The sequence below is a fragment of the Pseudomonas sp. 8209 genome, assembly GCF_028682105.1.
GTDB classification, from domain to species: domain Bacteria; phylum Pseudomonadota; class Gammaproteobacteria; order Pseudomonadales; family Pseudomonadaceae; genus Aquipseudomonas; species Aquipseudomonas palmensis.
The window spans coordinates 277,385-299,292 of record NZ_JANIAH010000006.1 but is presented as its reverse complement, the minus strand read 5'-3'; the positions used below and the strand labels follow the sequence as shown (position 1 = coordinate 299,292).

Annotated in this window: 22 protein-coding genes; 15 read left to right on the top strand and 7 right to left on the bottom strand. The window is 64.6% G+C overall.

Annotated elements, in window-relative coordinates:
- The first annotated feature begins 2 nt into the window (after positions 1 to 2).
- The 3 genes from NP552_RS15415 to NP552_RS15405 all read left to right on the top strand — a co-directional run bounded on the left by NP552_RS15415 (position 3) and on the right by NP552_RS15405 (position 2,008).
- Positions 3 to 1,085: a 5-(carboxyamino)imidazole ribonucleotide synthase gene (locus NP552_RS15415; protein ID WP_078481438.1), complete on the top strand. Its 1,083-nt coding sequence runs from the start codon at positions 3 to 5 to the stop codon at positions 1,083 to 1,085.
- 92 nt (positions 1,086 to 1,177) lie between these two features.
- Entirely contained in the window at positions 1,178 to 1,423 is a 246-nt protein-coding gene (locus tag NP552_RS15410) for a GlsB/YeaQ/YmgE family stress response membrane protein (protein ID WP_043861538.1), read from the top strand.
- 51 nt (positions 1,424 to 1,474) lie between these two features.
- Positions 1,475 to 2,008 (top strand): DUF3299 domain-containing protein, encoded by a 534-nt coding sequence (locus NP552_RS15405; protein ID WP_043861581.1) that lies wholly within the window; start codon positions 1,475 to 1,477, stop codon positions 2,006 to 2,008.
- Between the two features lie 104 nt (positions 2,009 to 2,112).
- Here NP552_RS15405 and NP552_RS15400 read toward each other — a convergent pair whose 3' ends face one another.
- Positions 2,113 to 3,009, bottom strand: a complete 897-nt coding sequence (locus tag NP552_RS15400; protein WP_078481440.1) for a D-hexose-6-phosphate mutarotase — start codon at positions 3,007 to 3,009, stop codon at positions 2,113 to 2,115.
- 72 nt (positions 3,010 to 3,081) lie between these two features.
- Positions 3,082 to 3,483, bottom strand: a complete 402-nt coding sequence (locus NP552_RS15395) for an acyl-CoA thioesterase (RefSeq protein ID WP_009402429.1) — start codon at positions 3,481 to 3,483, stop codon at positions 3,082 to 3,084.
- A 360-nt stretch (positions 3,484 to 3,843) separates the two neighbouring features.
- Between NP552_RS15395 and NP552_RS15390 the strand changes: the two genes are divergently transcribed.
- The 8 genes from NP552_RS15390 (at position 3,844) to NP552_RS15355 (ending at position 14,288) form a co-directional block, all read left to right on the top strand.
- Entirely contained in the window at positions 3,844 to 5,133 is a 1,290-nt protein-coding gene (locus tag NP552_RS15390; RefSeq protein WP_043861540.1) for an MFS transporter, read from the top strand.
- 150 nt (positions 5,134 to 5,283) lie between these two features.
- The gene (locus tag NP552_RS15385) at positions 5,284 to 6,285 is read left to right on the top strand and encodes a phosphate ABC transporter substrate-binding protein PstS (RefSeq protein ID WP_043861541.1); all 1,002 of its coding nucleotides are present in this window, start codon (positions 5,284 to 5,286) and stop codon (positions 6,283 to 6,285) included.
- Positions 6,286 to 6,423: 138 nt separating this feature from the next.
- Positions 6,424 to 8,712, top strand: coding sequence for an ABC transporter permease subunit (locus tag NP552_RS15380; RefSeq protein WP_043861542.1), 2,289 nt, complete (start codon positions 6,424 to 6,426; stop codon positions 8,710 to 8,712).
- A gap of 17 nt (positions 8,713 to 8,729) precedes the next feature.
- Positions 8,730 to 10,400, top strand: a complete 1,671-nt coding sequence (gene pstA / locus NP552_RS15375; RefSeq protein WP_274096883.1) for a phosphate ABC transporter permease PstA — start codon at positions 8,730 to 8,732, stop codon at positions 10,398 to 10,400.
- 80 nt (positions 10,401 to 10,480) lie between these two features.
- Positions 10,481 to 11,314, top strand: a complete 834-nt coding sequence (pstB, locus tag NP552_RS15370; RefSeq protein ID WP_043861544.1) for a phosphate ABC transporter ATP-binding protein PstB — start codon at positions 10,481 to 10,483, stop codon at positions 11,312 to 11,314.
- Positions 11,315 to 11,370: 56 nt separating this feature from the next.
- Positions 11,371 to 12,135, top strand: coding sequence for a phosphate signaling complex protein PhoU (gene phoU / locus NP552_RS15365; protein WP_043861545.1), 765 nt, complete (start codon positions 11,371 to 11,373; stop codon positions 12,133 to 12,135).
- 162 nt (positions 12,136 to 12,297) lie between these two features.
- On the top strand, positions 12,298 to 13,206 hold the full coding sequence (locus NP552_RS15360; RefSeq protein WP_088513972.1) for a response regulator: 909 nt from the start codon (positions 12,298 to 12,300) through the stop codon (positions 13,204 to 13,206).
- Positions 13,207 to 13,391: 185 nt separating this feature from the next.
- Positions 13,392 to 14,288: a peptidoglycan DD-metalloendopeptidase family protein gene (locus tag NP552_RS15355; RefSeq protein WP_054916463.1), complete on the top strand. Its 897-nt coding sequence runs from the start codon at positions 13,392 to 13,394 to the stop codon at positions 14,286 to 14,288.
- A gap of 6 nt (positions 14,289 to 14,294) precedes the next feature.
- On the opposite strand, the gene NP552_RS15350 is transcribed toward NP552_RS15355, so the two are convergent.
- From NP552_RS15350 to phoB, 3 genes are all read right to left on the bottom strand, one after another.
- Positions 14,295 to 15,635, bottom strand: coding sequence for a hemolysin family protein (locus tag NP552_RS15350; protein ID WP_043861548.1), 1,341 nt, complete (start codon positions 15,633 to 15,635; stop codon positions 14,295 to 14,297).
- Positions 15,636 to 15,749: 114 nt separating this feature from the next.
- Positions 15,750 to 17,024 carry a phosphate regulon sensor histidine kinase PhoR gene (gene phoR / locus NP552_RS15345; protein ID WP_213085772.1) on the bottom strand — a complete coding sequence of 425 codons (1,275 nt, stop codon included), beginning with the start codon at positions 17,022 to 17,024 and terminating at the stop codon, positions 15,750 to 15,752.
- A gap of 135 nt (positions 17,025 to 17,159) precedes the next feature.
- Complete coding sequence (gene phoB / locus NP552_RS15340; RefSeq protein ID WP_028942483.1) at positions 17,160 to 17,849, bottom strand: phosphate regulon transcriptional regulator PhoB; 690 nt, start codon at positions 17,847 to 17,849, stop codon at positions 17,160 to 17,162.
- Positions 17,850 to 17,996: 147 nt separating this feature from the next.
- On the opposite strand from phoB, the gene NP552_RS15335 reads away from it, so the two are divergent.
- A complete protein-coding gene (locus NP552_RS15335) occupies positions 17,997 to 18,371 on the top strand; it encodes a COG4315 family predicted lipoprotein (RefSeq protein WP_043861550.1) in 375 nt (124 codons plus the stop codon).
- Positions 18,372 to 18,403: 32 nt separating this feature from the next.
- On the opposite strand, the gene ubiA is transcribed toward NP552_RS15335, so the two are convergent.
- Both ubiA and NP552_RS15325 read right to left on the bottom strand, forming a co-directional pair.
- Positions 18,404 to 19,294 carry a 4-hydroxybenzoate octaprenyltransferase gene (ubiA, locus tag NP552_RS15330; protein ID WP_054916464.1) on the bottom strand — a complete coding sequence of 297 codons (891 nt, stop codon included), beginning with the start codon at positions 19,292 to 19,294 and terminating at the stop codon, positions 18,404 to 18,406.
- Positions 19,294 to 19,860, bottom strand: coding sequence for a chorismate--pyruvate lyase family protein (locus tag NP552_RS15325; protein WP_058541952.1), 567 nt, complete (start codon positions 19,858 to 19,860; stop codon positions 19,294 to 19,296). The genes ubiA and NP552_RS15325 overlap by 1 nt, the downstream gene beginning before the upstream one ends.
- A 168-nt stretch (positions 19,861 to 20,028) precedes the next feature.
- Between NP552_RS15325 and NP552_RS15320 the strand changes: the two genes are divergently transcribed.
- The 3 genes from NP552_RS15320 to NP552_RS15310 all read left to right on the top strand — a co-directional run bounded on the left by NP552_RS15320 (position 20,029) and on the right by NP552_RS15310 (position 21,837).
- Positions 20,029 to 20,196: a rubredoxin gene (locus NP552_RS15320; protein WP_007954349.1), complete on the top strand. Its 168-nt coding sequence runs from the start codon at positions 20,029 to 20,031 to the stop codon at positions 20,194 to 20,196.
- A gap of 30 nt (positions 20,197 to 20,226) precedes the next feature.
- Positions 20,227 to 21,375 (top strand): NAD(P)/FAD-dependent oxidoreductase, encoded by a 1,149-nt coding sequence (locus NP552_RS15315; RefSeq protein ID WP_054916465.1) that lies wholly within the window; start codon positions 20,227 to 20,229, stop codon positions 21,373 to 21,375.
- Positions 21,376 to 21,561: 186 nt separating this feature from the next.
- Entirely contained in the window at positions 21,562 to 21,837 is a 276-nt protein-coding gene (locus NP552_RS15310) for an HU family DNA-binding protein (protein WP_008366879.1), read from the top strand.
- The last annotated feature ends 71 nt before the right edge of the window (positions 21,838 to 21,908 follow it).

Here is a 21,908-nt window from a genome sequence, read left to right as displayed (position 1 = left end):
GCATGAAAATCGGTGTAATCGGTGGCGGCCAACTGGGCCGCATGCTGGCCCTGGCGGGTACCCCGCTGGGCATGAACTTCGCTTTCCTCGACCCGGCCCCTGACGCCTGTGCGGCCGCTCTGGGCGAGCACCTGCGTGCCGACTACGGCGACCAGGATCACCTGCGCCAGCTGGCCGACGAAGTCGACCTGGTGACCTTCGAATTCGAAAGCGTGCCAGCCGAGACGGTGGCCTTCCTGTCGCAGTTCGTGCCGGTGTATCCGAGCGCCGAAGCGCTGCGCATCGCCCGCGACCGGCTGTTCGAGAAGAGCATGTTCCGTGACCTGGGCATCCCGACCCCGGCCTTCGCCGACATCCAGTCGCAAGCCGACCTGGAGGCCGCCGTCGCCAGCATCGGCCTGCCGGCCGTGCTCAAGACCCGTACCCTGGGTTATGACGGCAAGGGCCAGAAGGTGCTCCGCACCGAAGCCGATGTTGTCGACACGTTCGCCGAACTTGGTAGCGTGCCCTGCCTGCTGGAGGGCTTCGTGCCGTTCACCGGCGAGGTGTCGCTGATTGCCGTTCGCGGCCGCGATGGCGAGACACGCTTCTACCCGCTGGTGCACAACACCCACGACAGCGGCATCCTGCGCCTGTCGGTGGCCAGCGAAGACCACCTGCTGCAGAGCCTGGCCGAAGACTACGCGAGCCGCGTGCTCGAGCAGCTCGACTATGTCGGCGTGCTGGCGTTCGAGTTCTTCGAGGTCGACGGTGGCCTGAAGGCCAACGAGATCGCGCCGCGTGTGCACAACTCCGGGCACTGGACCATCGAAGGTGCCGAGTGCAGCCAGTTCGAGAACCACCTGCGCGCCGTGGCCGGCCTGCCGCTGGGCTCGACCGCCAAGGTCGGCGAAAGCGCCATGCTCAACTTCATCGGCGAAGTGCCGGCGGTGGCTGCGGTCGTGGCTATCGACGACTGTCACCTGCATCACTACGGCAAGGCCTTCAAGGCCGGGCGCAAGGTCGGTCACGCCACCCTGCGCTGCGCCGACATGACCACGCTGGAGCAGAAGATCCAGCAGGTCGAAGCGCTCATCGCAGGCTGAGCGGAACCATTCCCGCCGCGCATCCCTCTGATGGCAGGATGCCAAAGCGCTGACTAGGCTTTGGCTCGTGCACTCAATTCAGAGGGAATGCCATGGGTATCATCGGAACCATCTTCATCGGCCTGATCGTCGGCTTGCTGGCACGTTTTCTGAAGCCGGGCGACGACAGCATGGGCTGGATCATGACCATTCTGCTGGGTATCGCCGGCTCTCTGGCGGCGACCTACGGTGGCCAGGCGCTGGGGATCTACCATGCGGGCGAGGGTGCTGGCTTCCTCGGTGCACTGGTGGGTGCAATCATCCTGCTGGTGATCTACGGCATGATCAAAAAGCGCTGACAGGGCGCTAGAATGCTCGGCAACTTTCCGTCAGTTGCCGAGCTTTTTTTCATGCGCCGAGTCGTACTGCTTACCCTGTTGCTGTGTAGTGGCCTGGCCCGCGCCGAGCTGCCCGAGACCGACTGGCTGGAGCTGATGCCCAAGTCGGACCAGAAGGCGCTGGAGCAGATGCCCGAGATCGACCACAACTCCCCCGAGGCGATGGGTACCTTTACCGAGAAGGGTGGCCTGAAGCAGAGCAAGGGCCTGCCGGCGGTGATGTATTCGAGCAAGACGGTGGCTGCCATGAACGGCAGGCAGATCCGTCTGGGCGGGTACCCGGTGCCGCTGGAAACCGACGCCAAGGGCAACAGCACGCTGTTCTTCCTTGTGCCCTATCCGGGCGCCTGCATCCATGTACCGCCACCGCCGCCCAACCAGCTGGTGCTGGTGCGTTATCCCCATGGCCTGAAGCTGGACGATATCTACACGCCGCTGTGGGTCAGCGGCACGCTGAAGGTGGAGAAGGTCAGCAATGACCTGGCCGATGCGGCGTATGCGCTGGATGCGGGGAAGGTGAGGGTGGTGGAGGACTCCGACCTGTAACCGCGTCGTCTGCATCGCGGGTCAAGCCCGCTCCCACAGGTACAGTGCTGCCCTCATGATCAGTGCAATGCCCGGTGGGAGCGGGCTTGACCCGCGATAGCGGTCTAGAGCGGTTCGCTGCCGATACTGACACTCAGCGAATGGGTCGCCCCGGGCGCAAGTTCCACCACGTCATCCCACACGTTCGCCGTCTCGATGCACAGCATCCGCTGCCAGCCGTCATCGGCCATGTCCGTGAGCTGCGCGGCGCGGTCCACCCATGGGTTCCAGATCACCGCCGAACGCGAACCCTGGGTACGCAGGGTGATACGCCGGTTCCAGCCCGGGTCGACGATGCTCAGACGCTCAGGTGTCTGCAGGTAGATGCGGTCGGTTTCCCCGGCAAACCCCAGGTCGCCCTGCTGGGTGCGTTGCTCCCAGTCTGCCAGCGTCTCGATGTAGGCCAGCCCGTCCACGCCTTCAACTCGCGCGCCACGCACGTCGCTGACTGCAAAGTAGCTGTGCAGCGCCTGGCTGAGGGTGACGCTGCCATTGCCCAGGTTGTGGCTGTCGAGGGTCAGCGCCAGTTCCTCGCCGAGCACGATGCTCAGTTTCAGTTCCACCGTGTGCGGCCAGCCGGGCAGCTCTCCCAACGCCTGGGGCAGCGTGAAGTCCACGCGTACCGAATCCGCACTGCTGTCGATACCCAGCAACTGCCAGTCACGCCCGCGCACCAGCCCGTGGGCCGGGGCCTCGGCGCCGTGGAACATGGCCTGTACGGCCGCTGGGTTGCGTTGCAGGTTGCCGAACCAGGGCCAGCACACCGGGGCACCGGCGCGCACCGATTTGCCCTGCCTGAAGATCGCCTGATCGCTGAGCCACAGCAGCGGCGGCTCGCCCACGCGCTGGTAACTGAGCACCTGTGCGCCCTGCTGGGCAATCAGCAGCTCGGCGCGAGGCGTGGTGATACGCCAGCAGGCAAGCTCGCCATGCTGTTCGACTTCTACCTTGGATGTGGACATGCGTTGCTCTCGAAGGGTGGCCTACGAGGTCTTGGACCTCGCGCAGACCCTCGAGTTTAGCGCGCCCCAGGCTCAGCGACGAGGCGGCACCGAGCGGGTGCGGCCGCTGCCGTCGATGGCGACGAACACGAACACCGCCTCGGTGACCTTGCGCCATTCACTGCTCAGCGGGTCGTCGCTCCACACCTCGACCATCATCTGGATCGAGCTGCGGCCGATTTCCAGGGTCTGGGTATAGAAGGACAATTGCGCGCCCACCGCCACCGGCACCAGAAAGGCCATGCGGTCGATCGCCACGGTGGCGACGCGCCCGCCCGCGACTCGACTGGCCATGGCCGTGCCGGCCAGGTCCATCTGGGCGACCAGCCAGCCGCCGAAGATATCGCCGAAACCGTTGGTTTCACGGGGCAATGCGGTGATCTGCAAGGCAAGGTCGCCTTGCGGAATAGGATCTTCTTGTTCGAGTTCAATCATGCCGGGGGTGCCTCTGACCCGTAACGCTTCGTTGGTTTGCGCTGGTGCGGACGCCGCGAAAAACGATTCAGCACGAACATACTACGCTGCTTCGCTCTGCCGTGCGGCGAAGGGAAACTCTGCGAAACCGACTAAGCATACCTAGCGGCGTTTTCGCACAACATCCCACACAAGGCGTAACCGTTTGATACGAGCGGCCAGTATATAGAGCCGCGCGTGGGGCGACGACCATGCGGTCATGATTATCTGCCCCGATTATGTCGATCCATGTGCTTTTTCGAACAATTTGCTATCGTTCGACCTCCTGACAGGCCGGGGCCAGCGCTGCCGCGGCCTGATTTGCCAATAAGAGACGCTTCGATGACCTCCGTGCCCCCCTCCATAGAGCAGCCCTCGCGGCCGCTCACCCGCAGTGACTACAAGACCCTGTCGCTCTCCGCCCTGGGCGGGGCGCTGGAGTTCTACGACTTCATCATCTTCGTGTTCTTCGCCGCGGTGGTGGGCAAGCTGTTCTTTCCGGTCGACATGCCCGAGTGGCTGCGCCTGATGCAGACCTTCGGCATCTTCGCTGCCGGCTACCTGGCGCGCCCGCTGGGCGGCATCGTGATGGCCCACTTCGGCGACCTGCTGGGGCGCAAGAAGATGTTCACCCTGAGCATCTTCATGATGGCCGTGCCGACCCTGATCATGGGCCTGCTGCCCACCTACGCGCAGATCGGCATGTGGGCACCGATCCTGTTGCTGCTGATGCGCGTGATCCAGGGCGCCGCCATTGGCGGTGAAGTGCCGGGTGCCTGGGTGTTCGTGTCCGAACACGTGCCGGCGCGCAACATCGGCTACGCCTGCGGCACGCTGACGGCGGGCCTCACCTCGGGCATCCTGCTCGGCTCGCTGGTCGCGACCCTGATCAACACCGTGTACACCCCCGAGCAACTGAGCGACTACGCCTGGCGGATCCCGTTCCTGCTCGGCGGCGTGTTCGGCCTGTTTTCGGTGTACCTGCGCCGCTGGCTGCACGAAACCCCGGTTTTCGCCGAGATGCAGCAGCGCAAGGCATTGGCCGAGGAAGTGCCGCTGCGCGCGGTGCTGCGTGACCACCGTGGCGCCATCGTACTGTCGATGCTGCTGACCTGGCTGCTGTCGGCCGGCATCATCGTGGTCATCCTGATGACCCCGACCGTGCTGCAGACCCTCTACGGCATCAGCGCCACCGAGGCCCTCAAGGCCAACAGCCTGGCCATCGTGCTGCTGAGCATCGGCTGCATCGTGGCCGGGCGCCTGGCCGACCGCTTCGGCGCCGGGCGCGTGTTCATCGTCGGCAGCCTGGCGCTGCTGGCCAGCTCCTGGAGCTTCTACCACAACCTGGCGGCGCACCCTGAGTGGCTGTACCCGATGTACGCCGTTACCGGGCTGTGCGTGGGCATCGTCGGTGCGGTGCCTTACGTGATGGTGCGCGCCTTCCCGCCGGTGGTGCGTTTCAGCGGCCTGTCGTTTTCCTACAACCTGGCCTACGCGATCTTCGGTGGCCTGACCCCGATCATGGTCACCTCGCTGATGAAGTTCAGCCCGCTCGGCCCGGCCTACTATGTCGCCGGCATCTGCACCCTGGGCCTGCTGGTAGGCATCTACCTGCTGCTCACCAAGCGCTGAAACCCCGCCCCGCGTCCGCTATAAAGGCCATCCCTCGAACGAGGTGATGGCCTTTCATCTAATTGTCACATTCAGTTCATAGAGTAGTCATACGGCCTGCAGATACTTGGGCCCGATCCATCTACCCCCAATTCCTGCTAGGAGTAAGGCATGAAACTGAAGCGTTTGATGGCGGCCCTGACCTTTGCCGCCGCTGGCGTTGCGACTGCCAACGCAGTTGCCGCTGTTGATCCTGCTATTCCGACCTACGTCAAAACCACCGGCGTATCGGGCAACCTCTCCAGCGTCGGTTCCGATACCCTGGCCAACCTGATGACCCTGTGGGCCGAGGCCTACAAGAAGGAATACCCGAACGTAAACATCCAGATCCAGGCCGCCGGCTCCTCCACCGCGCCACCCGCGCTGACCGAAGGCACCGCCAACCTGGGCCCGATGAGCCGCAAGATGAAAGACGTCGAGCTGCAGGCGTTCGAACAGAAGTACGGCTACAAGCCGACCGCCATCCCGGTCGCCGTCGACGCCCTGGCCGTGTTCGTGCACAAGGACAACCCGATCAAGGGCCTGACCATGGCTCAGGTCGACGCCATCTTCTCCTCCACCCGCCTGTGCGGTGCCAAGGCCGACGTGAAAACCTGGGGCGACCTGGGCGTGACCGGCGACCTGGCCAACAAGCCGGTCCAGCTGTTCGGTCGCAACTCGGTATCCGGCACCTACGGCTACTTCAAAGAAGAAGCCCTGTGCAAAGGCGACTTCAAGCCTAACGTCAACGAACAACCTGGCTCGGCGTCCGTCGTGCAGTCGATCAGCAGCTCGCTGAACGGTATCGGTTACTCGGGCATCGGCTACAAGACCGCCAGCGTGAAAACCGTGGCCCTGGCCAAGAAGGAAGGCGGCGCGTTCGTCGAAGACAACGAAGCCAACGCCCTGAACGGTACCTACCCGCTGTCGCGTTTCCTCTACGTCTACGTCAACAAGGCCCCGAACAAGCCTCTGGCCCCGCTGGAAGCCGAGTTCGTCAAGCTGGTGCTGTCGCAGGCCGGTCAACAGGTCGTGGTGAAAGACGGTTACATCCCGCTGCCCGCCAAAGTGGCCGAGAAAGCGCTGGCCGACCTGGGCCTGAACCACGCCGCCAAAGGCGTCGCTGCAAACTGAGTGTGAACGGGCGCGCCCTGCATCTGTGCGGGCCGCGCTGCAAATTGCGAGTCCGCTGCCAGGCATGCCTGAGCGGCGGGCTTTTTTGCGTCACTGCATTGTCATGTTTTTGTCATACGGGACCGCTAGGGTGAGCGCATGAATGATCTGGCCAACTCCACCATGACCCAAAATTCTCCCCCCGTGCGGATTGATTTCAATACGCCCGAGCTGCAACGCAAGCGTCGCCTGCGTGCATTCAAGGACCGCCTGACCCGCTGGTATGTACTGGTGGGCGGGCTCGCCGTGCTGGCGGCGATCACCTTGATCTTCTTCTACCTGGCCTACGTGGTGGTGCCGCTGTTTCAAGGCGCCGAACTGACCACCAAGAAGGCCATGACCCCGGCCTGGCTGACCCAGGACGCCGGCAAGCCGCTGATGATCGCGCTCGAAGAGCAGAACCTGGTCGGCATGCGCGTCTCGGACAAGGGGCAGGCGCTGTTCTTCGACACCAAGACCGGTGCCGAGCTCAAGCGTGTCGACCTGCCGGTACCGGCCGGCACCCAGGTGACCTCGATCGGCGCCGACCAGCCGGGCAACCCGCTGGTGGTGCTGGGCCTGTCCAACGGCCAGGCACTGGTGTTCAGCCACAGCTACAAGATCACCTACCCGGACAACCACAAGACCATCACCCCGGCCATCGACTACCCCTATGGCCAGCAACCGTTCGCCCTCGGCGATTCGGGCCGTGCGCTGGAGCACGTGAGCCTGAACGTCAATGGCGACACCCTGGTGGTGGCCGGCTCCAGCGGTGCGCAGTTGCAGGTACTGCAACTGAGCCGCGAAGAAAACATGATGACCGGCGAAGTCACCAGCGAGCAGAACCACATCGAATTGCCGCAGATGACCGAGGCGGTCAAGGCGATCTTCATCGACCCGCGCCAGCAGTGGTTGTACGTGATCAACGGGCGGGCCCAGGCCGATGTGTTCAGCCTGCGCGACAAGAGCCTCAACGGTCGTTACAAGCTGCTCGACGACGCCGATGCCGAAGTCACCGCCAGCGCCCAGCTGGTGGGCGGCATCTCGCTGATCATCGGTGACTCCAAGGGTGGCCTGGCCCAGTGGTTCATGGCCCGCGACCCGGACGGCGAACAGCGCTTCAAGCAGATCCGTACCTTCCAGATGGGCAAGGCGCCGATCGTGCAGATCGATGCCGAAGAGCGCCGCAAGGGCTTCGTGGCACTGGATGCCAGCGGCAAGCTCGGCGTGTTCCACAGCACCGCGCACCGCACCCTGCTGGTGGAGCCGATGGCCGAAGGCGCCGGCGTGCTGGCACTGTCGCCACGGGCCAACCGCCTGTTCGTCGAAGAGGGCGGCAAGCTGATCCCGGCCAGCCTGCGCAACCCGCACCCGGAAGTGTCCTGGAGTGCGCTGTGGAGCAAGGTCTGGTACGAGAACTACGACGAGCCCAAGTACGTCTGGCAGTCCACCGCGTCGAACACCGACTTCGAGCCCAAGCTGAGCCTGTCGCCACTGACCTTCGGTACGCTCAAGGCCGCGTTCTACGCGATGATCCTGGCCGCACCGCTGGCGATTGCCGCAGCGATCTACACCGCCTACTTCATGGCCCCGGGCATGCGCCGCAAGGTCAAGCCGGTGATCGAGCTGATGGAGGCGATGCCCACGGTGATCCTCGGCTTCTTCGCCGGGCTGTTCCTGGCGCCGTACCTGGAAGGGCATCTGCCCGGTGTGTTCAGCCTGTTCGTGGTGATGCCGTTCGGCATCCTGCTGGCTGGCTTCATCTGGAGCCGCCTGCCGGAGTCGATCCGCCTGCGTGTGCCGGATGGCTGGGAAGCGGCGATCCTGATCCCGGTGATCCTGTTCACCGGCTGGGGTGCGCTGACCCTGAGCCCGTTCCTCGAAACCTGGTTCTTCGGCGGCGACATGCGCCTGTGGATCACCAATGACCTGGGCATCACCTACGACCAGCGCAACGCCCTGGTGGTCGGTATCGCCATGGGCTTTGCGGTCATCCCGAACATCTACTCGATTGCCGAGGACGCCGTGTTCAGCGTGCCGCGCAGCCTGACCCTGGGCTCGCTGGCACTCGGCGCCACGCCGTGGCAGACCCTGACCCGCGTGGTCATCCTGACCGCCAGCCCGGGCATCTTCTCGGCGCTGATGATCGGCATGGGCCGCGCGGTGGGTGAAACCATGATCGTGCTGATGGCCACGGGCAACACCCCGGTCATGGAAATGAACCTGTTCGAAGGTATGCGCACCCTGGCGGCCAACGTCGCGGTGGAGATGCCCGAATCGGAAGTCGGTGGCAGCCACTACCGCGTGCTGTTCCTCGCCGCGCTGGTGCTGCTGATGTTCACCTTCGTGATGAACACCTTGGCCGAGCTGATTCGCCAGCGTCTGCGCAAGAAATACTCGTCGCTTTGATAGAAAGGTAGAGATCCGTGAAAAAGGATTCCCTCAAGAGCTGGTTCAAGAGCGGCGCCCCTGGCGTCTGGATAAGCGGTGGCGCGGTGTCCATCGCGGTGATCATGACCATCGGTCTGCTCTCCGTGATCGCTGTGCGCGGCCTGGCGCACTTCTGGCCGGCCGACCTGATCCAGGCCAGCTACAACGTGCCGGGTCAGGCCAACCACATCGTCATCGGCGAAGTGGTGCAGAAGGAAGAGGTGCCGCTGGCACGCCTCAAGGGGGCCGGCCTGCCGGTACCCGACAACGGTCCGGAGTTCATGACCCGCGAGCTGATCAAGGTCGGCAACCGCGACCTCAACGGCAGTGACTTCACCTGGGTGGTCGGCGACTGGCTGGTGGACCAGCAGAAGCCGGTCGACCTGATCGCCCTGGAGCGCCGCGAGTGGGGCAACTTCTACGGCTACCTGGTCAGCGTCAAGGAAAACGGCAAGGTGGTTGCCGAAGGGCAGGCCGCCTGGAACGAGCTGCAGGCACGCCTCAAGCGTGCTGCCGGCCTGGCCGGCGAGCTGCAGAAGCTCGAGAAGAAGGACATCGGTGCGATCAACCATGGCCTTGAGCGCCTGCGCCTGCAAGCCCGCAAGCTGGAACTGCAAGGCAAGCTGACCCCTGTAGCGCAGGCCGACATGGATGCCGAGCGCGCCGAGCTGAACAACCGCTACAAGGCCATCGAGGACCGCCTGGGCAAGCTGCACCAGGAGTTCAGCCGCGACAGCCTGGTGGCCCGTGACGGCAATGGCCGCGAAGTCGAGATCAACCTCGACAAGGTGGTGCACGCCTACCAGCCCAACGCCATGAACAACTTCACCAAGCTGGGCACCTACTTCGCCAAGGTGTGGGAGTTCCTCAGCGACGACCCGCGTGAAGCCAACACCGAGGGCGGGATCTTCCCGGCGATCTTCGGCACCGTGATGATGACCCTGATCATGGCCGTGATCGTCACCCCGTTCGGCGTGCTGGCGGCGGTGTACCTGCGTGAATATGCCCGCCAGGGCCCGGTGACCCGGCTGATCCGCATCGCGGTGAACAACCTGGCCGGCGTGCCGGCGATCGTCTACGGCGTGTTCGGCCTGGGCTTCTTCGTGTACGTGCTGGGCGGCTCGCTCGACCACCTGTTCTTCCCCGAAGCACTGCCGGCGCCGACCCTGGGTACCCCGGGCCTGCTGTGGGCCTCGCTGACCCTGGCGCTGCTGGCGGTGCCGGTGGTGATCGTGGCCACCGAAGAAGGCCTGGCGCGGATCCCGCGGACCGTGCGCGAGGGCTCGCTGGCCCTGGGTGCGACCAAGGCCGAGACGCTGTGGAAGATCGTGCTGCCGATGGCCAGCCCGGCGATGATGACCGGCATGATCCTGGCCGTGGCCCGTGCCGCGGGCGAGGTGGCGCCGCTGATGCTGGTGGGTGTGGTGAAACTGGCGCCGTCGCTGCCGGTGGACGGCAACTACCCGTACCTGCACCTGGACCAGAAGATCATGCACCTGGGCTTCCACATCTACGACGTCGGCTTCCAGAGCCCCAACGTCGAGGCCGCGCGGCCGCTGGTGTACGCCACGGCGCTGCTGCTGGTGATGGTGATCGCCACGCTCAACCTCTCGGCGGTATGGATACGCAACCACCTGCGCGAGAAGTACAAGGCGCTGGACAGCTGATACCCCTTATTGCAAGCGCCGCCCGTGTGTTGTGCCGGGCGGTACGATGAAACGAAATTGATAGCGTATGGAGTCTTACCATGCAGCATGAATCCCACACCCACGGCATCGACATGTCCGCCCTGGGTCGCACCAAGCAGAGCCTGCAGCTGGCCGACGAGACCGTGGCCATCGAAGTGCCGGGCCTGAGCCTGTTCTACGGCGAGAAGCAGGCGCTGTTCGATGTCAGCCTGAACATTCCCAAGCAGCGCGTGACCGCCTTCATCGGCCCCTCGGGCTGCGGCAAGTCGACCCTGCTGCGCACCTTCAACCGCATGAACGACCTGGTCGACGGCTGCCGGGTGGAAGGCGCGATCAACCTCGACGGCAACAACATCTACCGCAAGGGCGAGGACGTGGCCGAGCTGCGCCGCCGCGTGGGCATGGTGTTCCAGAAGCCCAACCCGTTCCCCAAGACCATCTACGAGAACGTGGTGTACGGCCTGCGCATCCAGGGCATCAACAAGAAGCGTGTACTGGATGAAGCCGTGGAGTGGGCACTCAAGGGCGCCGCACTGTGGGAGGAGGTCAAGGACCGCCTGCACGACTCGGCCCTGGGCCTGTCCGGCGGCCAGCAGCAGCGCCTGGTGATCGCCCGTACCATCGCGGTGGAGCCTGAGGTGCTGCTGCTCGACGAACCGTGCTCGGCGCTGGACCCGATTTCCACGCTCAAGGTCGAAGAGCTGATCTACGAACTCAAGTCCAAGTACACCATCGTCATCGTGACCCACAACATGCAGCAGGCCGCGCGGGTTTCGGACTACACCGCGTTCATGTACATGGGCAAGCTGGTGGAATACGGTGACACCGACACCCTGTTCACCAACCCGGCGAAGAAGCAGACCGAAGACTACATCACCGGTCGGTATGGCTAGGATTCAACGATTGAACGCCGCCTGACAGCACTTACCGGACGCGCCAAGGATTTCTCATGATCGACAAAGACAGCCTTACCCATCACATCTCCCAGCAGTTCAACGCCGAACTTGAAGAGGTTCGCAGCCATCTTCTGGCAATGGGCGGCCTGGTCGAGAAACAGGTCAACGACGCCGTCACCGCGCTGATCGAGGCCGATTCGGGCCTGGCCCAGCAGGTGCGCGAAGTCGATGAGCAGATCAACCAGATGGAACGCAACATCGACGAGGAGTGCGTGCGCATCCTGGCCCGGCGCCAGCCGGCGGCGTCGGACCTGCGCCTGATCATCAGCATTTCCAAGTCGGTGATCGACCTGGAGCGCATCGGCGACGAATCGACCAAGATCGCCCGCCGCGCCATCCAGTTGTGCGAAGAAGGCGAGTCGCCGCGCGGCTACGTGGAGGTGCGTCACATCGGCGACCAGGTACGCAACATGGTGCGCGACGCGCTCGACGCCTTTGCCCGCTTCGATGCCGAGCTGGCGCTGTCGGTGGCGCAGTACGACAAGACCATCGACCGCGAGTACAAGACTGCCCTGCGCGAGCTGGTGACCTACATGATGGAAGACCCGCGCTCGATCTCGCGGGTACTGAGCGTGATCTGGGCGCTGCGTTCGCTGGAGCGCATCGGCGACCACGCGCGCAACATCGCCGAGCTGGTGATCTACCTGGTGCGCGGTACCGACGTGCGTCACCTGGGCCTGAAGCGAATGAAGGAAGAAGTCGAGGGCAACGGCAACGGCGAAAAAGCTAATGTTCCGGGCAAACCTGACGATAAATAGGACTGCCCCGAGAATGAACGCCCGGCCTTGGCCGGGCGTTTTCGTTTGCGGCAGCGCAACAGCACGCACCCGCGAATGATTTGACGGAGCCCCGGCATGAGCGAAGTCTTGGCAAATGGCCATCAGTCAACGTTATGCTAGCCGGGTCTTGAAGGAGTGGCGATGAGTAAAGTCAGTGTTCTGGTCGTGGATGACGCGCCGTTTATCCGTGACCTGGTGAAAAAGTGTCTGCGCAATTACTTCCCCGGCATGGTCATCGAGGACGCGGTCAACGGTCGCAAGGCCCAGGTGCTGCTGGAGCGCGAGCGTTTCGACCTGGTGCTGTGCGACTGGGAGATGCCCGAGATGTCGGGCCTGGAGCTGCTGACCTGGTGCCGCCAGCACGAAGCGCTCAAGGCCATGCCGTTCATCATGGTGACCAGCCGTGGCGACAAGGAAAACGTGGTGCAGGCGATCCAGGCCGGTGTGTCGGACTTTGTCGGCAAGCCGTTCACCAACGAGCAGTTGCTGACCAAGGTGAAGAAGGCGCTGACCAAGCTGGGCAAGCTCGATACCCTGATGGCCAGTGCGCCCACCCGCGCCACCTCCGCGTTTGCCAATGACTCGCTGTCGGCCCTGACCGGCGGCAAGGCCGAGACCGTGCGCCCGGCCGCCCCAGCCGCGGCCCCGGTGGCGGCGGCCAAGCCACTGATCAATGCGCCGCAACCGGGCGCGGCCAAGGCGGCGGCGCCGGCGGGCCGCGGACAGGGCCAGCTGCGCCTGTCCAGCGGCAACCAGGCCTGCGTGATCAAGGCCCTGAGCCTGAAGGAAGCCTTGCTGGTGGTACGCCGTGGCGAAGTGCTTCCGCAGATCCTGGAAGGCGCGGTGCTGGACCTGGAGCAGGGCGACAATGCCGAGATCGCGCGGCTCAACGGGTACCTGCATGCGGTGGTGGCGGTGGAATCCAAGCCGGACAGCGACTGGCTGCAGCTGACCTTCCGCTTTGTCGACCAGGATGCGCAGAAGCTCGACTACCTGTCGCGGCTGATTGCTCGCGGTACGGCGCTCAAGCACTTCGTGCCGGGGGCCTGACAGGCCCTTTGCTGCTCGCAGCCTCTTCGCCGGCAAGGCCGGCTCCTACAGCCGTAGGAGCCGGCCTTGCCGGCGAAGGACACACCACTGATCGCCTGCCATACCCCGCATCACTCCCCGCAACACGCCCTCCATATTCCCCTGCTAGGCTTGCTCACAGCTAACCTGTCAGATGGCCACTACCGATGCCGCCACACCTGCTGCTGTTCTGCGCCCTGTTGCTGGCTGCCGGCCCGAGCTGGGCCATGACCATCTACAAGAACACCGACGCCGACGGCGTGGTGTCCTATTCCGATCGCCCCAGCCCCGGCGCCCGCGCACTGGTGTTCCGTGATCGCATGGTCGAGCAGTTGGGCCAGCAGGTGCAGTTGCAGGTCAGCAAGTACGCCGACGGCGTGCGTTTCAGTGCCCGCAACGAGCTGCACGCCCCGGTCGAAGTGGAACTGCGCCTGGAGCGCCTGGGCAACGTGCAGAACCTGGCGCCGCGCATCGTCCGGCGGGTGGTGCCGGCCCGTTCCACGCTGCTGCTCACTGCCCTCGGTGCGCGCAAGCCCGGTACCCCGGTCAGCTACCGCGAGCAGTTCAACTACACGTTGGGCAACCCCGCCCAGCGCACCCAGGCCTATCGCTACCCGTTCCCCTGGCGCGGCGGCCCGTTCCGCCTCTCCCAGGGCCCCAATGGCACCTACAGCCACTTCGGCCCCAAGGGCCGCTATGCCATGGACATCGCCATGCCCGAAGGCACGCCGATCATTGCGGCGCGGGCAGGGGTGGTGATCAAGACGGAAAACACCCAGAGCGGGCGCGGTACCAACCCGGCAGGCAATTTCGTGCGGATTCTGCATGCCGACGGCACCATGGGCGTGTACCTGCACCTGATGCGCGGGTCGGTGGTGGTCAGCGAAGGCCAGCGGGTGGCCTATGGCACGCCGCTGGCAAGGTCCGGCAACACCGGCAACAGCAGCGGGCCGCACCTGCATTTCGTGGTGCAGCGCAACGTGGGGCTGGCGCTGGAGTCGATCCCGTACCAGTTCAACCAGCCCATCGGCGGGCTGCCGAGCTTTACCGCCGGCAACCCGTAAGGCGCGTCAATCGAGCTTGAGCACCTTGGCCAGCACGATCTTGGGTCCTTTCATCTTCTTGATGATGATGCGCAGGCCGTCGACCTCCAGCACCTCTTCTTCTTCCGGTACGCGCTTGAGCGTCTCGTAGACCAGGCCAGCAAGGGTTTCGGCCTCGATATGGTCCAGGTCCACGCCCAGCAGGCGCTCGACCTTGAACAGCGGGGTGTCGCCGCGCACCAGCAGCTTGCCGGGCTGGTAGGCGAGGATACCGCGCTCGGTCTTGCGGTGTTCGTCCTGGATGTCGCCCACCAGCACTTCGAGCACGTCTTCCATGGTCAGGTAGCCGATCACCTTGCCATCGGCCTCTTCGACCAGGGCAAAGTGCGCGCCGCCCTTGCGGAACTGCTCCAGCAGCTGCGACAGCGGCATGTGGCGCGATACGCGTTCCAGCGGGCGGGTCAGCTCGGCCAGGTTGAACGACTCGGGCAGGTGGTCCAGCGCGGCCAGTTCCAGCAGCAGGTCCTTGATGTGCAGCAGGCCGACGAATTCGCCGCTTTCGGCGTCGAGCACCGGGTAGCGGCTGAACTTGTGCCGGCGGAACATCGCGAGGATCTCCTTGAGCGGCGCATGGGCGTCGAGGCTGACCATGTCTTCACGGGAATTGGCCCAGTCGACCACCTCCAGTTCGCCCATCTCCACCGCCGAGGCCAGTACGCGCATACCCTGGTCGCTGGGGTCCTGGCCCCGGCTGGAGTGCAGGATCAGCTTGAGTTCCTCGCGGCTGTAATGGTGCTCGTGGTGCGGGCCGGGCTCGCCCTGGCCGGCGATGCGCAGGATGGCGTTGGCACTGGCGTTGAGCAGGTAGATGGCCGGGTACATCATCCAGTAGAACAGGTACAGCGGTACCGCCGTCCACAGCGACAGCAGTTCGGGCTTGCGAATGGCCCAGGACTTGGGCGCCAGCTCGCCGACCACGATGTGCAGGTAGGAGATCACGAAGAAGGCGCTGAAGAACGATACGCCCTTGATGACTTCGGGCGATTGCACGCCCACCGCCGCCAGCAGCGGCTCGAGCAGGTGCGCGAAGGCCGGCTCGCCGACCCAGCCCAGGCCCAGCGAGGCCAGTGTGATGCCCAGCTGGCAGGCCGACAGGTAGGCGTCCAGCTGGCTGTGTACGGTACGCAGGATATGCCCGCGCCAGCCGTTCTTGCCGGCAATCGCCTCGACCCGGGTCGAGCGCAGCTTGACCATGGCGAACTCGGCCGCAACGAAGAATCCGTTGAGCAGAACCAGCAGCAGAGCAAAAAGAATCATGCCGAAATCGGCGAACAGTGAAGCGAGGGTGATACCAGGGGAAGGGTCCATGATGGAGTTTTACGGGGTCCGTCTTCTGAAATAAGGGAGTGTGGCAATGCCAGCAGGTACTGGCGCGAGTCAGCCAATGTAGCGGCTGACTGCGCAAATTTAAAGGGCGGTCGCTCAGGAAACGGTGCGGGTTGCCACCTGAACGGGGGCGAAATGGCAGGTAAAGGTACTGCCGTGGCCCGGTACGCTGCTGATCTCCAGCCGGCCGCGGTGGCGCAGCAGTACGTGCTTGACGATCGCCAGGCCAAGGCCGGTGCCGCCGGTGGTGGAGTTGCGGCTGGAGTCGACGCGGTAGAAACGCTCGGTCAGGCGTGGCAGGTGCTTGGGGTCGATGCCGATGCCCGAGTCCTGCACGCTCAGGTGCGCGCCCTGGGCGTCGGCCCACCAGCGGATGCGGATCTGGCCCTCATCCTGGGTGTACTTGACGGCGTTGAACACAAGGTTGGAGAACGCGCTGCGCAGTTCCGCCTCGCTGCCCTTGAGGCGCACGCCCGGCTCGGCGTCCAGGGTGATGCGCTGGTTGCGCTGGCCGGACAGGGCCTGGGCATCGCCCTTGATCGACTGCAGCAGGCTGTCGATGGCCACCGGCTGATTGTCGGAGGGGTAGTCGGTGGCCTCCAGCTTGGCCAGCAGCAACAGGTCGTTGAGCAGTGTCTGCATGCGCACGCCCTGCTGCTGCATCTGGGTCAGGGCCCGCACCCAGCGCGGGTTCACCTCCTCGACGTTGTCGAGCAGGGTCTCCAGGTACCCGGCAATCACCGTCAGTGGCGTGCGCAGCTCGTGGGAGACGTTGGCGACGAAGTCCTTGCGCATCTGTTCGAGCTGGTGGATGCGGGTCACGTCGCGCACCAGCATCAGGTGTTCGTTGTTGCCGTAGCGGGTGATGTGCAGCTGGATGCGCAGGCGGTCGCTGATGGGCGAGGGGATTTCCAGCGGTTCGAGGTAGTTCTCCTGTTCGAAGTACTCCTTGAAGCGCGGGTGGCGCACCAGGTTGGTGACCGGCTGGCCGCTGTCCTGTGGGGTCTTGAGCCCCAGCAGGGTCTCGGCGGCGCGGTTCCACCACTCCAGGTTGCCGTCGCTGTCGAGCATGATCACCGCGTCCTTGAGGGCGGCGGTGGACTCCTGCACGCGGTCGATCACTGCCTGCAGGCGCCCGCGCACGCGTTGGTCGCGGCGTTGCAGGTGGTAGATGCTGTCGAACACCTCGCCCCACAGGCCATAGCCGTCGGGCGGGGCCTCGTCGGGTTTGTGCTGGCGCAGCCAGTCGTGCAGGCGCAGCAGCTGTTTGAGGGTCCAGCCCAGATACACGCCAAGGCCCAGGGCCAGGCTCCAGCCGTAATGGCCGCTGATCAGCCCTGCCAGCAGGCAGACGGTGGTCAGCAGCAGCATGTGGCGAATCAGGGTGCCATGCCAGTTTTGGTTCACGGTGGGTCCTTAGGACCCGCTGCAAGCTGCAAGCTGCAAGATTGAAGCGGATCTGCGTTTGCTTTTGCTCTTACTTGAGGCTTGTAGCTTGCCGTGTTCTCAACTCTTGGTTGAGAACCGGTATCCCGTGCCGCGCACGGTTTGTACCAGATTTTCGTAGGCTTCACCCAGCGCCTTGCGCAGACGGCGGATATGCACGTCGACGGTGCGCTCCTCCACGTACACATTGCCGCCCCATACCTGGTCGAGCAGTTGGCCACGGGTGTAGGCGCGCTCCTGGTGGGTCATGAAGAACTGCAGCAGGCGGTATTCGGTAGGGCCCATCTCGGCAGGCTTGCCGTCGATGGTCACGCGGTGGCTGATCGGGTCGAGCAGCAGGCCGCCGACCTCGATCGGGGCCTCGCCATCACTGGGGCCGGCACGGCGCAGCACGGCCTTGAGGCGGGCCACCAGTTCGCGCGGGGAGAACGGCTTGGTGATGTAGTCGTCGGCGCCGACTTCCAGGCCCTGGATCTTGTTGTCTTCCTCGCCCTTGGCGGTGAGCATGATGATCGGGATGTCGCCGGTCAGCTCGTCGCGCTTGAGGCGCCGCGCCAGTTCGATGCCCGAAGTGCCCGGCAGCATCCAGTCGAGCAGGATCAGGTCGGGCTTGCGGTCGACGATGATGGCATGGGCCTGCTGCGAGTTTTCCGCCTCCAGGCAGTCGTAGCCGGCCATTTCCAATGCAACGGCGATCATCTCGCGAATCGGCGCCTCGTCGTCAACGATCAGAATGTTCCTGCCAACCATGCTCAAACCTCTTCCCATTAAGGTGTCTTGGCCCGCATTAGATAACGGAATTATTGCAGTCGTGTGACAGGTCGTGTGGCCTGGCGGCAACATTCCTTGGCTGAGCTAGGCTTTAGCTCCCACCCATCACCAAAAACGGTGAATCCAATGACACGACATACGCTGAACTGGATGGCTCTCTTTGCTGTTGCAGCACTGGCCCTGCCGGGGGTGGCAGCGGCCGCGCCGGGGATGGAGAAGAACGGCGTGCTGGTCGATTCTGCCGGCATGACGCTGTACACCTTCGACAAGGATGCCGGCGGCAAATCCATGTGCAATGACGACTGCGCCAAGAACTGGCCGCCCCTCAAGGCCATGGCGGGCGACGCCGCCGAGGGCAAGTGGACGCAGATCAAGCGCGAAGACGGCTCGATGCAGTGGGCCTACGATGGCAAGCCGCTGTACACCTTCGTCAAGGACAAGAAGGGCGGTGACATGACCGGCGACGGCATGAAGGACGTCTGGCACGCCGCCAAGCCATGAGGCCGGCCTTGCGCGGCCGCCCCCGGGGGCGGCTAGCGCAGGGCGTAGTCCAGTACCACGCCGATGAACACCAGCAGCCCGGCCCAGTGGTTGTGCAGGAAGGCCTTGAAGCAGGCGTCGCGATCCAGGCTGCGGGTCGACCAGTATTCCCACGCGAAGCACAGCGCCGCGCCTACCAGCCCCAGGTGGAACCAGCCACCCAGCTCGAAGCGGTTGCCGGCCATCAGCAGGCAGCCCAGCGACAGCAGCTGCAAGGTCAGGATGATGGCGCGATCGGCTTCGCCGAACAGGATCGCGGTGGACTTGACCCCGATCTTCAGGTCGTCGTCGCGGTCGACCATCGCGTAGTAGGTGTCGTAGCCCACGGTCCACAGCAGGTTGGCGATGTACAGCAGCCAGGCGATGGCCGGCAGCTCGCCGGTGGCGGCGGTGAAGGCCATGGGGATGCCCCAGGAATAGGCCGCGCCCAGCACCACCTGCGGGTAATAGGTGTAGCGCTTCATGAACGGGTAGCAGGCTGCCAGCGCCACGGCGCCGAACGACAGCCATACCGTCTGCGCATTGGTGCACAGCACCAGCACGAAACTCAGCCCCACCAGGGTCGCGAACAGGACCAGCGCCTCGCGCCCGCTGATGCGTCCGGCCGCCAGCGGGCGTTCGGCGGTGCGCTTGACGTGACCGTCGACCTTGCGGTCGGCAAAATCGTTGATCGCGCAGCCCGCGGCGCGCATCAGCACCACGCCGAACAGGAAGATCAGCACGTTGGCCACGGTGGGCGTGCCCTTGGCCGCGATCCATACTGCCGTGAGGGTGGGCCACAGCAGCAGGTAGATGCCGATCGGCTTGTCCATGCGGCTGAGCTGGATGAAGTCCCACGCCCGGGGGTGCAGGCGATTGAGCGACTTGAGCAGGCTCAGGTACATCAGCGGTCCTCCAGGCGGGTATCGGTGGCCTGCCACAGGGCAGGCAGGAAGATCTCGGCCACCAGGATGCTCAGTTCACCCTGGTCGAACCGCGAACGGCGTGCCCACAGGCCGTCATGGCGCTGCTCGCGGGGCAACCAGGCGGCAGGGTAGTGGCACACCTCGATGGCCTGGCGGGCAAACCCGGGGCTGCAGAACAGCAACTCGCCCAGCGAACGGCTGCCCAGCGCTTCCATGTCCAGGCCGCCCTGCCGCAGGGCGCTGCGCGCGGCCACACTGCGTGCGTACACCCACGGCTGGCCATGCCCGCGCAGGTACACCTCGCGCACCCAGCCTTCGCTGCCCGGGGCCAGGCCGAGGCTGGTGCACTCGTCGGCGCGCAGCGGCTGCCAGCCCTCGTACAGGGGGGTCACGCTGAAGTGATCGGCGGATAATCGGGTCAGGCGGCGGGTCAACGAGCCCTGGTCGAACAGCCAGTCGGCGGTAAGGGGGTCGGCGCTTGCGGCCAGCGGCGTTTGCTGCTGCAGCCAGTGTGGCGCGGGCACTTGCGAGGTTTCGTACGGCACGGTAGGTATGCGGTTACAAGCCAGTGAGGCGCCGAGCTTAGCATGTTTGCCGGTTGCGCTTGCATCGCGCCACCAGCCTCAGTACAAAGCCCCCTGACGATCCATGCAGCGCCAAGACTGTAATGATCACAACCGATGTGCGTCTGGATTACTGGAGGGAGAGCGATCATGAAGAAGTGGCAATGCGTGGTATGCGGGCTTATCTACAACGAGGCCGATGGCTGGCCGGATGACGGCATTGCGCCGGGCACCTTGTGGCAGGACGTGCCGGAAGACTGGCTGTGCCCGGACTGCGGCGTGGGCAAGATGGATTTCGAGATGATCGAAATCAACTGATCATTTTTTATACAGGGAAGGGATGAAGGCATGAGCGATCCGGTGGTGATTGTCGGTACGGGGCTGGCGGGCTACAACCTCGCCCGCGAATTTCGCAAGCTCGACGGCGAGACGCCGTTGCTGCTGATCAGCGCCGATGATGGTCGCTCGTATTCCAAGCCGATGCTGTCCACCGGCTTTGCCAAGGACAAGGACGCCGACGGCCTGAGCATGGCCGAGCCGGGGGCCATGGCCGAGCAGCTCAAGGCCCAGGTACGCACCCATACGCGCATCAGTGGCATCGACCCGGGCCACAAGCGCCTGTGGATCGGCGAGGAGCAGGTGCCGTACCGCGACCTGGTGCTGGCGCTGGGCGCGCAGACCATCCAGGTGCCGGTGCAGGGCGACGCAGCCGATGCGATCTTCCCGATCAACGACCTCGAAGACTACGCGCGCTTTCGCGCCGCGGCGGCCGGCAAGCGCCGGGTACTGATTCTGGGGGCCGGGCTGATCGGCTGCGAGTTCGCCAACGACATGCACCTGGGTGGCTTCGAGATCGACATCGTCGCCCCCTGCGAGCAGGTCATGCCGACCCTGCTGCACCCGGCCGCCGCGGCTGCTGTGCAGGCTGGGCTGCAAGGGCTTGGTGTGCGCTTTCACCTGGGCCCGGTGCTGACCCGCCTGGAACGTTCGGCCGATGCCCTGCAAGCGCATCTGTCCGATGGCAGTGTGATCGTCTGCGACCTGGTGGTATCGGCCATCGGCCTGCGCCCCCGCATCGACCTGGCTGCCGCCGCTGGCCTGCAGGTCAATCGCGGGGTGGTGGTCGACCGCCACCTGCGCACCTCGCACGCCAATATCCATGCCCTGGGCGACTGTGCCGAGGTCGACGGCATCAACCTGCTGTACGTGATGCCGCTGATGGCCTGCGCGCGCGCGCTGGCGCAGACCCTGGCGGGCAATCCGACGGTGGTCAGCTACGGGCCTATGCCCATCACGGTGAAGACCCCGGTATGCCCGCTGGTCGTTTCGCCGCCGCCACGCGCCCGCGAAGGCCAGTGGCAGGTCGAAGGGCAGGGCAGCGACATCAAGGTGCTCTGCCGGGATGCCGATGGCCAACTGCTGGGCTATGTATTGACCGGTACGGCAGTGATGGAAAAGCTGGCGCTGAACCGTCAACTTCCGCCGTTGCTGGCATAAATAGCTGTCGTTCTGTCGGATATACCCTGCCATTGCCTGAACAATGGCCGCCCAGAGACTGGCGCGGCCACTGGCGGCGTGCCATTCTCACACCCGTCTGCCGCAGTTTAGAGCCTGCGGTGCCTTAGGCGCTGCCTGCAAGGCAGCACGGCATAACAACAAAAAATCCGTCAGAGGGGCTTCACCATGCGTAAACCAGAACTCGCCGCAGCCATTGCCGAGAAAGCCGACCTTACCAAGGAGCAGGCCAACCGCGTGCTCAATGCCGTACTGGAAGAAATCACCAACGCGCTGCACAAGAAAGACAGCGTCACCCTGGTAGGCTTCGGCACGTTCCTGCAGCGCCACCGTGGCGCGCGCACCGGCAAGAACCCTCAGACGGGCGAGCCGGTGAAGATCAAGGCCAGCAACACCGTGGCGTTCAAACCAGGCAAGTTCCTCAAGGACAGCGTCAATCCGTAAGGCCGTGGGCTACTGATTGCATTGAAGAGCGGGCACCCCTACAAGGTGCCCGTTCTTGTTTGTGTGGCGGC

What these genes read in the sequence shown, in the direction of transcription:
- NP552_RS15415 (WP_078481438.1), top strand. Translation starts at nt 3, where the DNA reads ATGAAAATCGGTGTAATCGGTGGCGGCCAACTGGGCCGCATGCTGGCC.
- NP552_RS15410 (WP_043861538.1), top strand. Translation starts at nt 1,178, where the DNA reads ATGGGTATCATCGGAACCATCTTCATCGGCCTGATCGTCGGCTTGCTG.
- NP552_RS15405 (WP_043861581.1), top strand. Translation starts at nt 1,475, where the DNA reads ATGCGCCGAGTCGTACTGCTTACCCTGTTGCTGTGTAGTGGCCTGGCC.
- NP552_RS15400 (WP_078481440.1), bottom strand. Translation starts at nt 3,009, where the DNA reads ATGTCCACATCCAAGGTAGAAGTCGAACAGCATGGCGAGCTTGCCTGC.
- NP552_RS15395 (WP_009402429.1), bottom strand. Translation starts at nt 3,483, where the DNA reads ATGATTGAACTCGAACAAGAAGATCCTATTCCGCAAGGCGACCTTGCC.
- NP552_RS15390 (WP_043861540.1), top strand. Translation starts at nt 3,844, where the DNA reads ATGACCTCCGTGCCCCCCTCCATAGAGCAGCCCTCGCGGCCGCTCACC.
- NP552_RS15385 (WP_043861541.1), top strand. Translation starts at nt 5,284, where the DNA reads ATGAAACTGAAGCGTTTGATGGCGGCCCTGACCTTTGCCGCCGCTGGC.
- NP552_RS15380 (WP_043861542.1), top strand. Translation starts at nt 6,424, where the DNA reads ATGAATGATCTGGCCAACTCCACCATGACCCAAAATTCTCCCCCCGTG.
- pstB (WP_043861544.1), top strand. Translation starts at nt 10,481, where the DNA reads ATGCAGCATGAATCCCACACCCACGGCATCGACATGTCCGCCCTGGGT.
- phoU (WP_043861545.1), top strand. Translation starts at nt 11,371, where the DNA reads ATGATCGACAAAGACAGCCTTACCCATCACATCTCCCAGCAGTTCAAC.
- NP552_RS15360 (WP_088513972.1), top strand. Translation starts at nt 12,298, where the DNA reads ATGAGTAAAGTCAGTGTTCTGGTCGTGGATGACGCGCCGTTTATCCGT.
- NP552_RS15355 (WP_054916463.1), top strand. Translation starts at nt 13,392, where the DNA reads ATGCCGCCACACCTGCTGCTGTTCTGCGCCCTGTTGCTGGCTGCCGGC.
- NP552_RS15350 (WP_043861548.1), bottom strand. Translation starts at nt 15,635, where the DNA reads ATGGACCCTTCCCCTGGTATCACCCTCGCTTCACTGTTCGCCGATTTC.
- phoR (WP_213085772.1), bottom strand. Translation starts at nt 17,024, where the DNA reads ATGCTGCTGCTGACCACCGTCTGCCTGCTGGCAGGGCTGATCAGCGGC.
- phoB (WP_028942483.1), bottom strand. Translation starts at nt 17,849, where the DNA reads ATGGTTGGCAGGAACATTCTGATCGTTGACGACGAGGCGCCGATTCGC.
- NP552_RS15335 (WP_043861550.1), top strand. Translation starts at nt 17,997, where the DNA reads ATGACACGACATACGCTGAACTGGATGGCTCTCTTTGCTGTTGCAGCA.
- ubiA (WP_054916464.1), bottom strand. Translation starts at nt 19,294, where the DNA reads ATGTACCTGAGCCTGCTCAAGTCGCTCAATCGCCTGCACCCCCGGGCG.
- NP552_RS15320 (WP_007954349.1), top strand. Translation starts at nt 20,029, where the DNA reads ATGAAGAAGTGGCAATGCGTGGTATGCGGGCTTATCTACAACGAGGCC.
- NP552_RS15315 (WP_054916465.1), top strand. Translation starts at nt 20,227, where the DNA reads ATGAGCGATCCGGTGGTGATTGTCGGTACGGGGCTGGCGGGCTACAAC.
- NP552_RS15310 (WP_008366879.1), top strand. Translation starts at nt 21,562, where the DNA reads ATGCGTAAACCAGAACTCGCCGCAGCCATTGCCGAGAAAGCCGACCTT.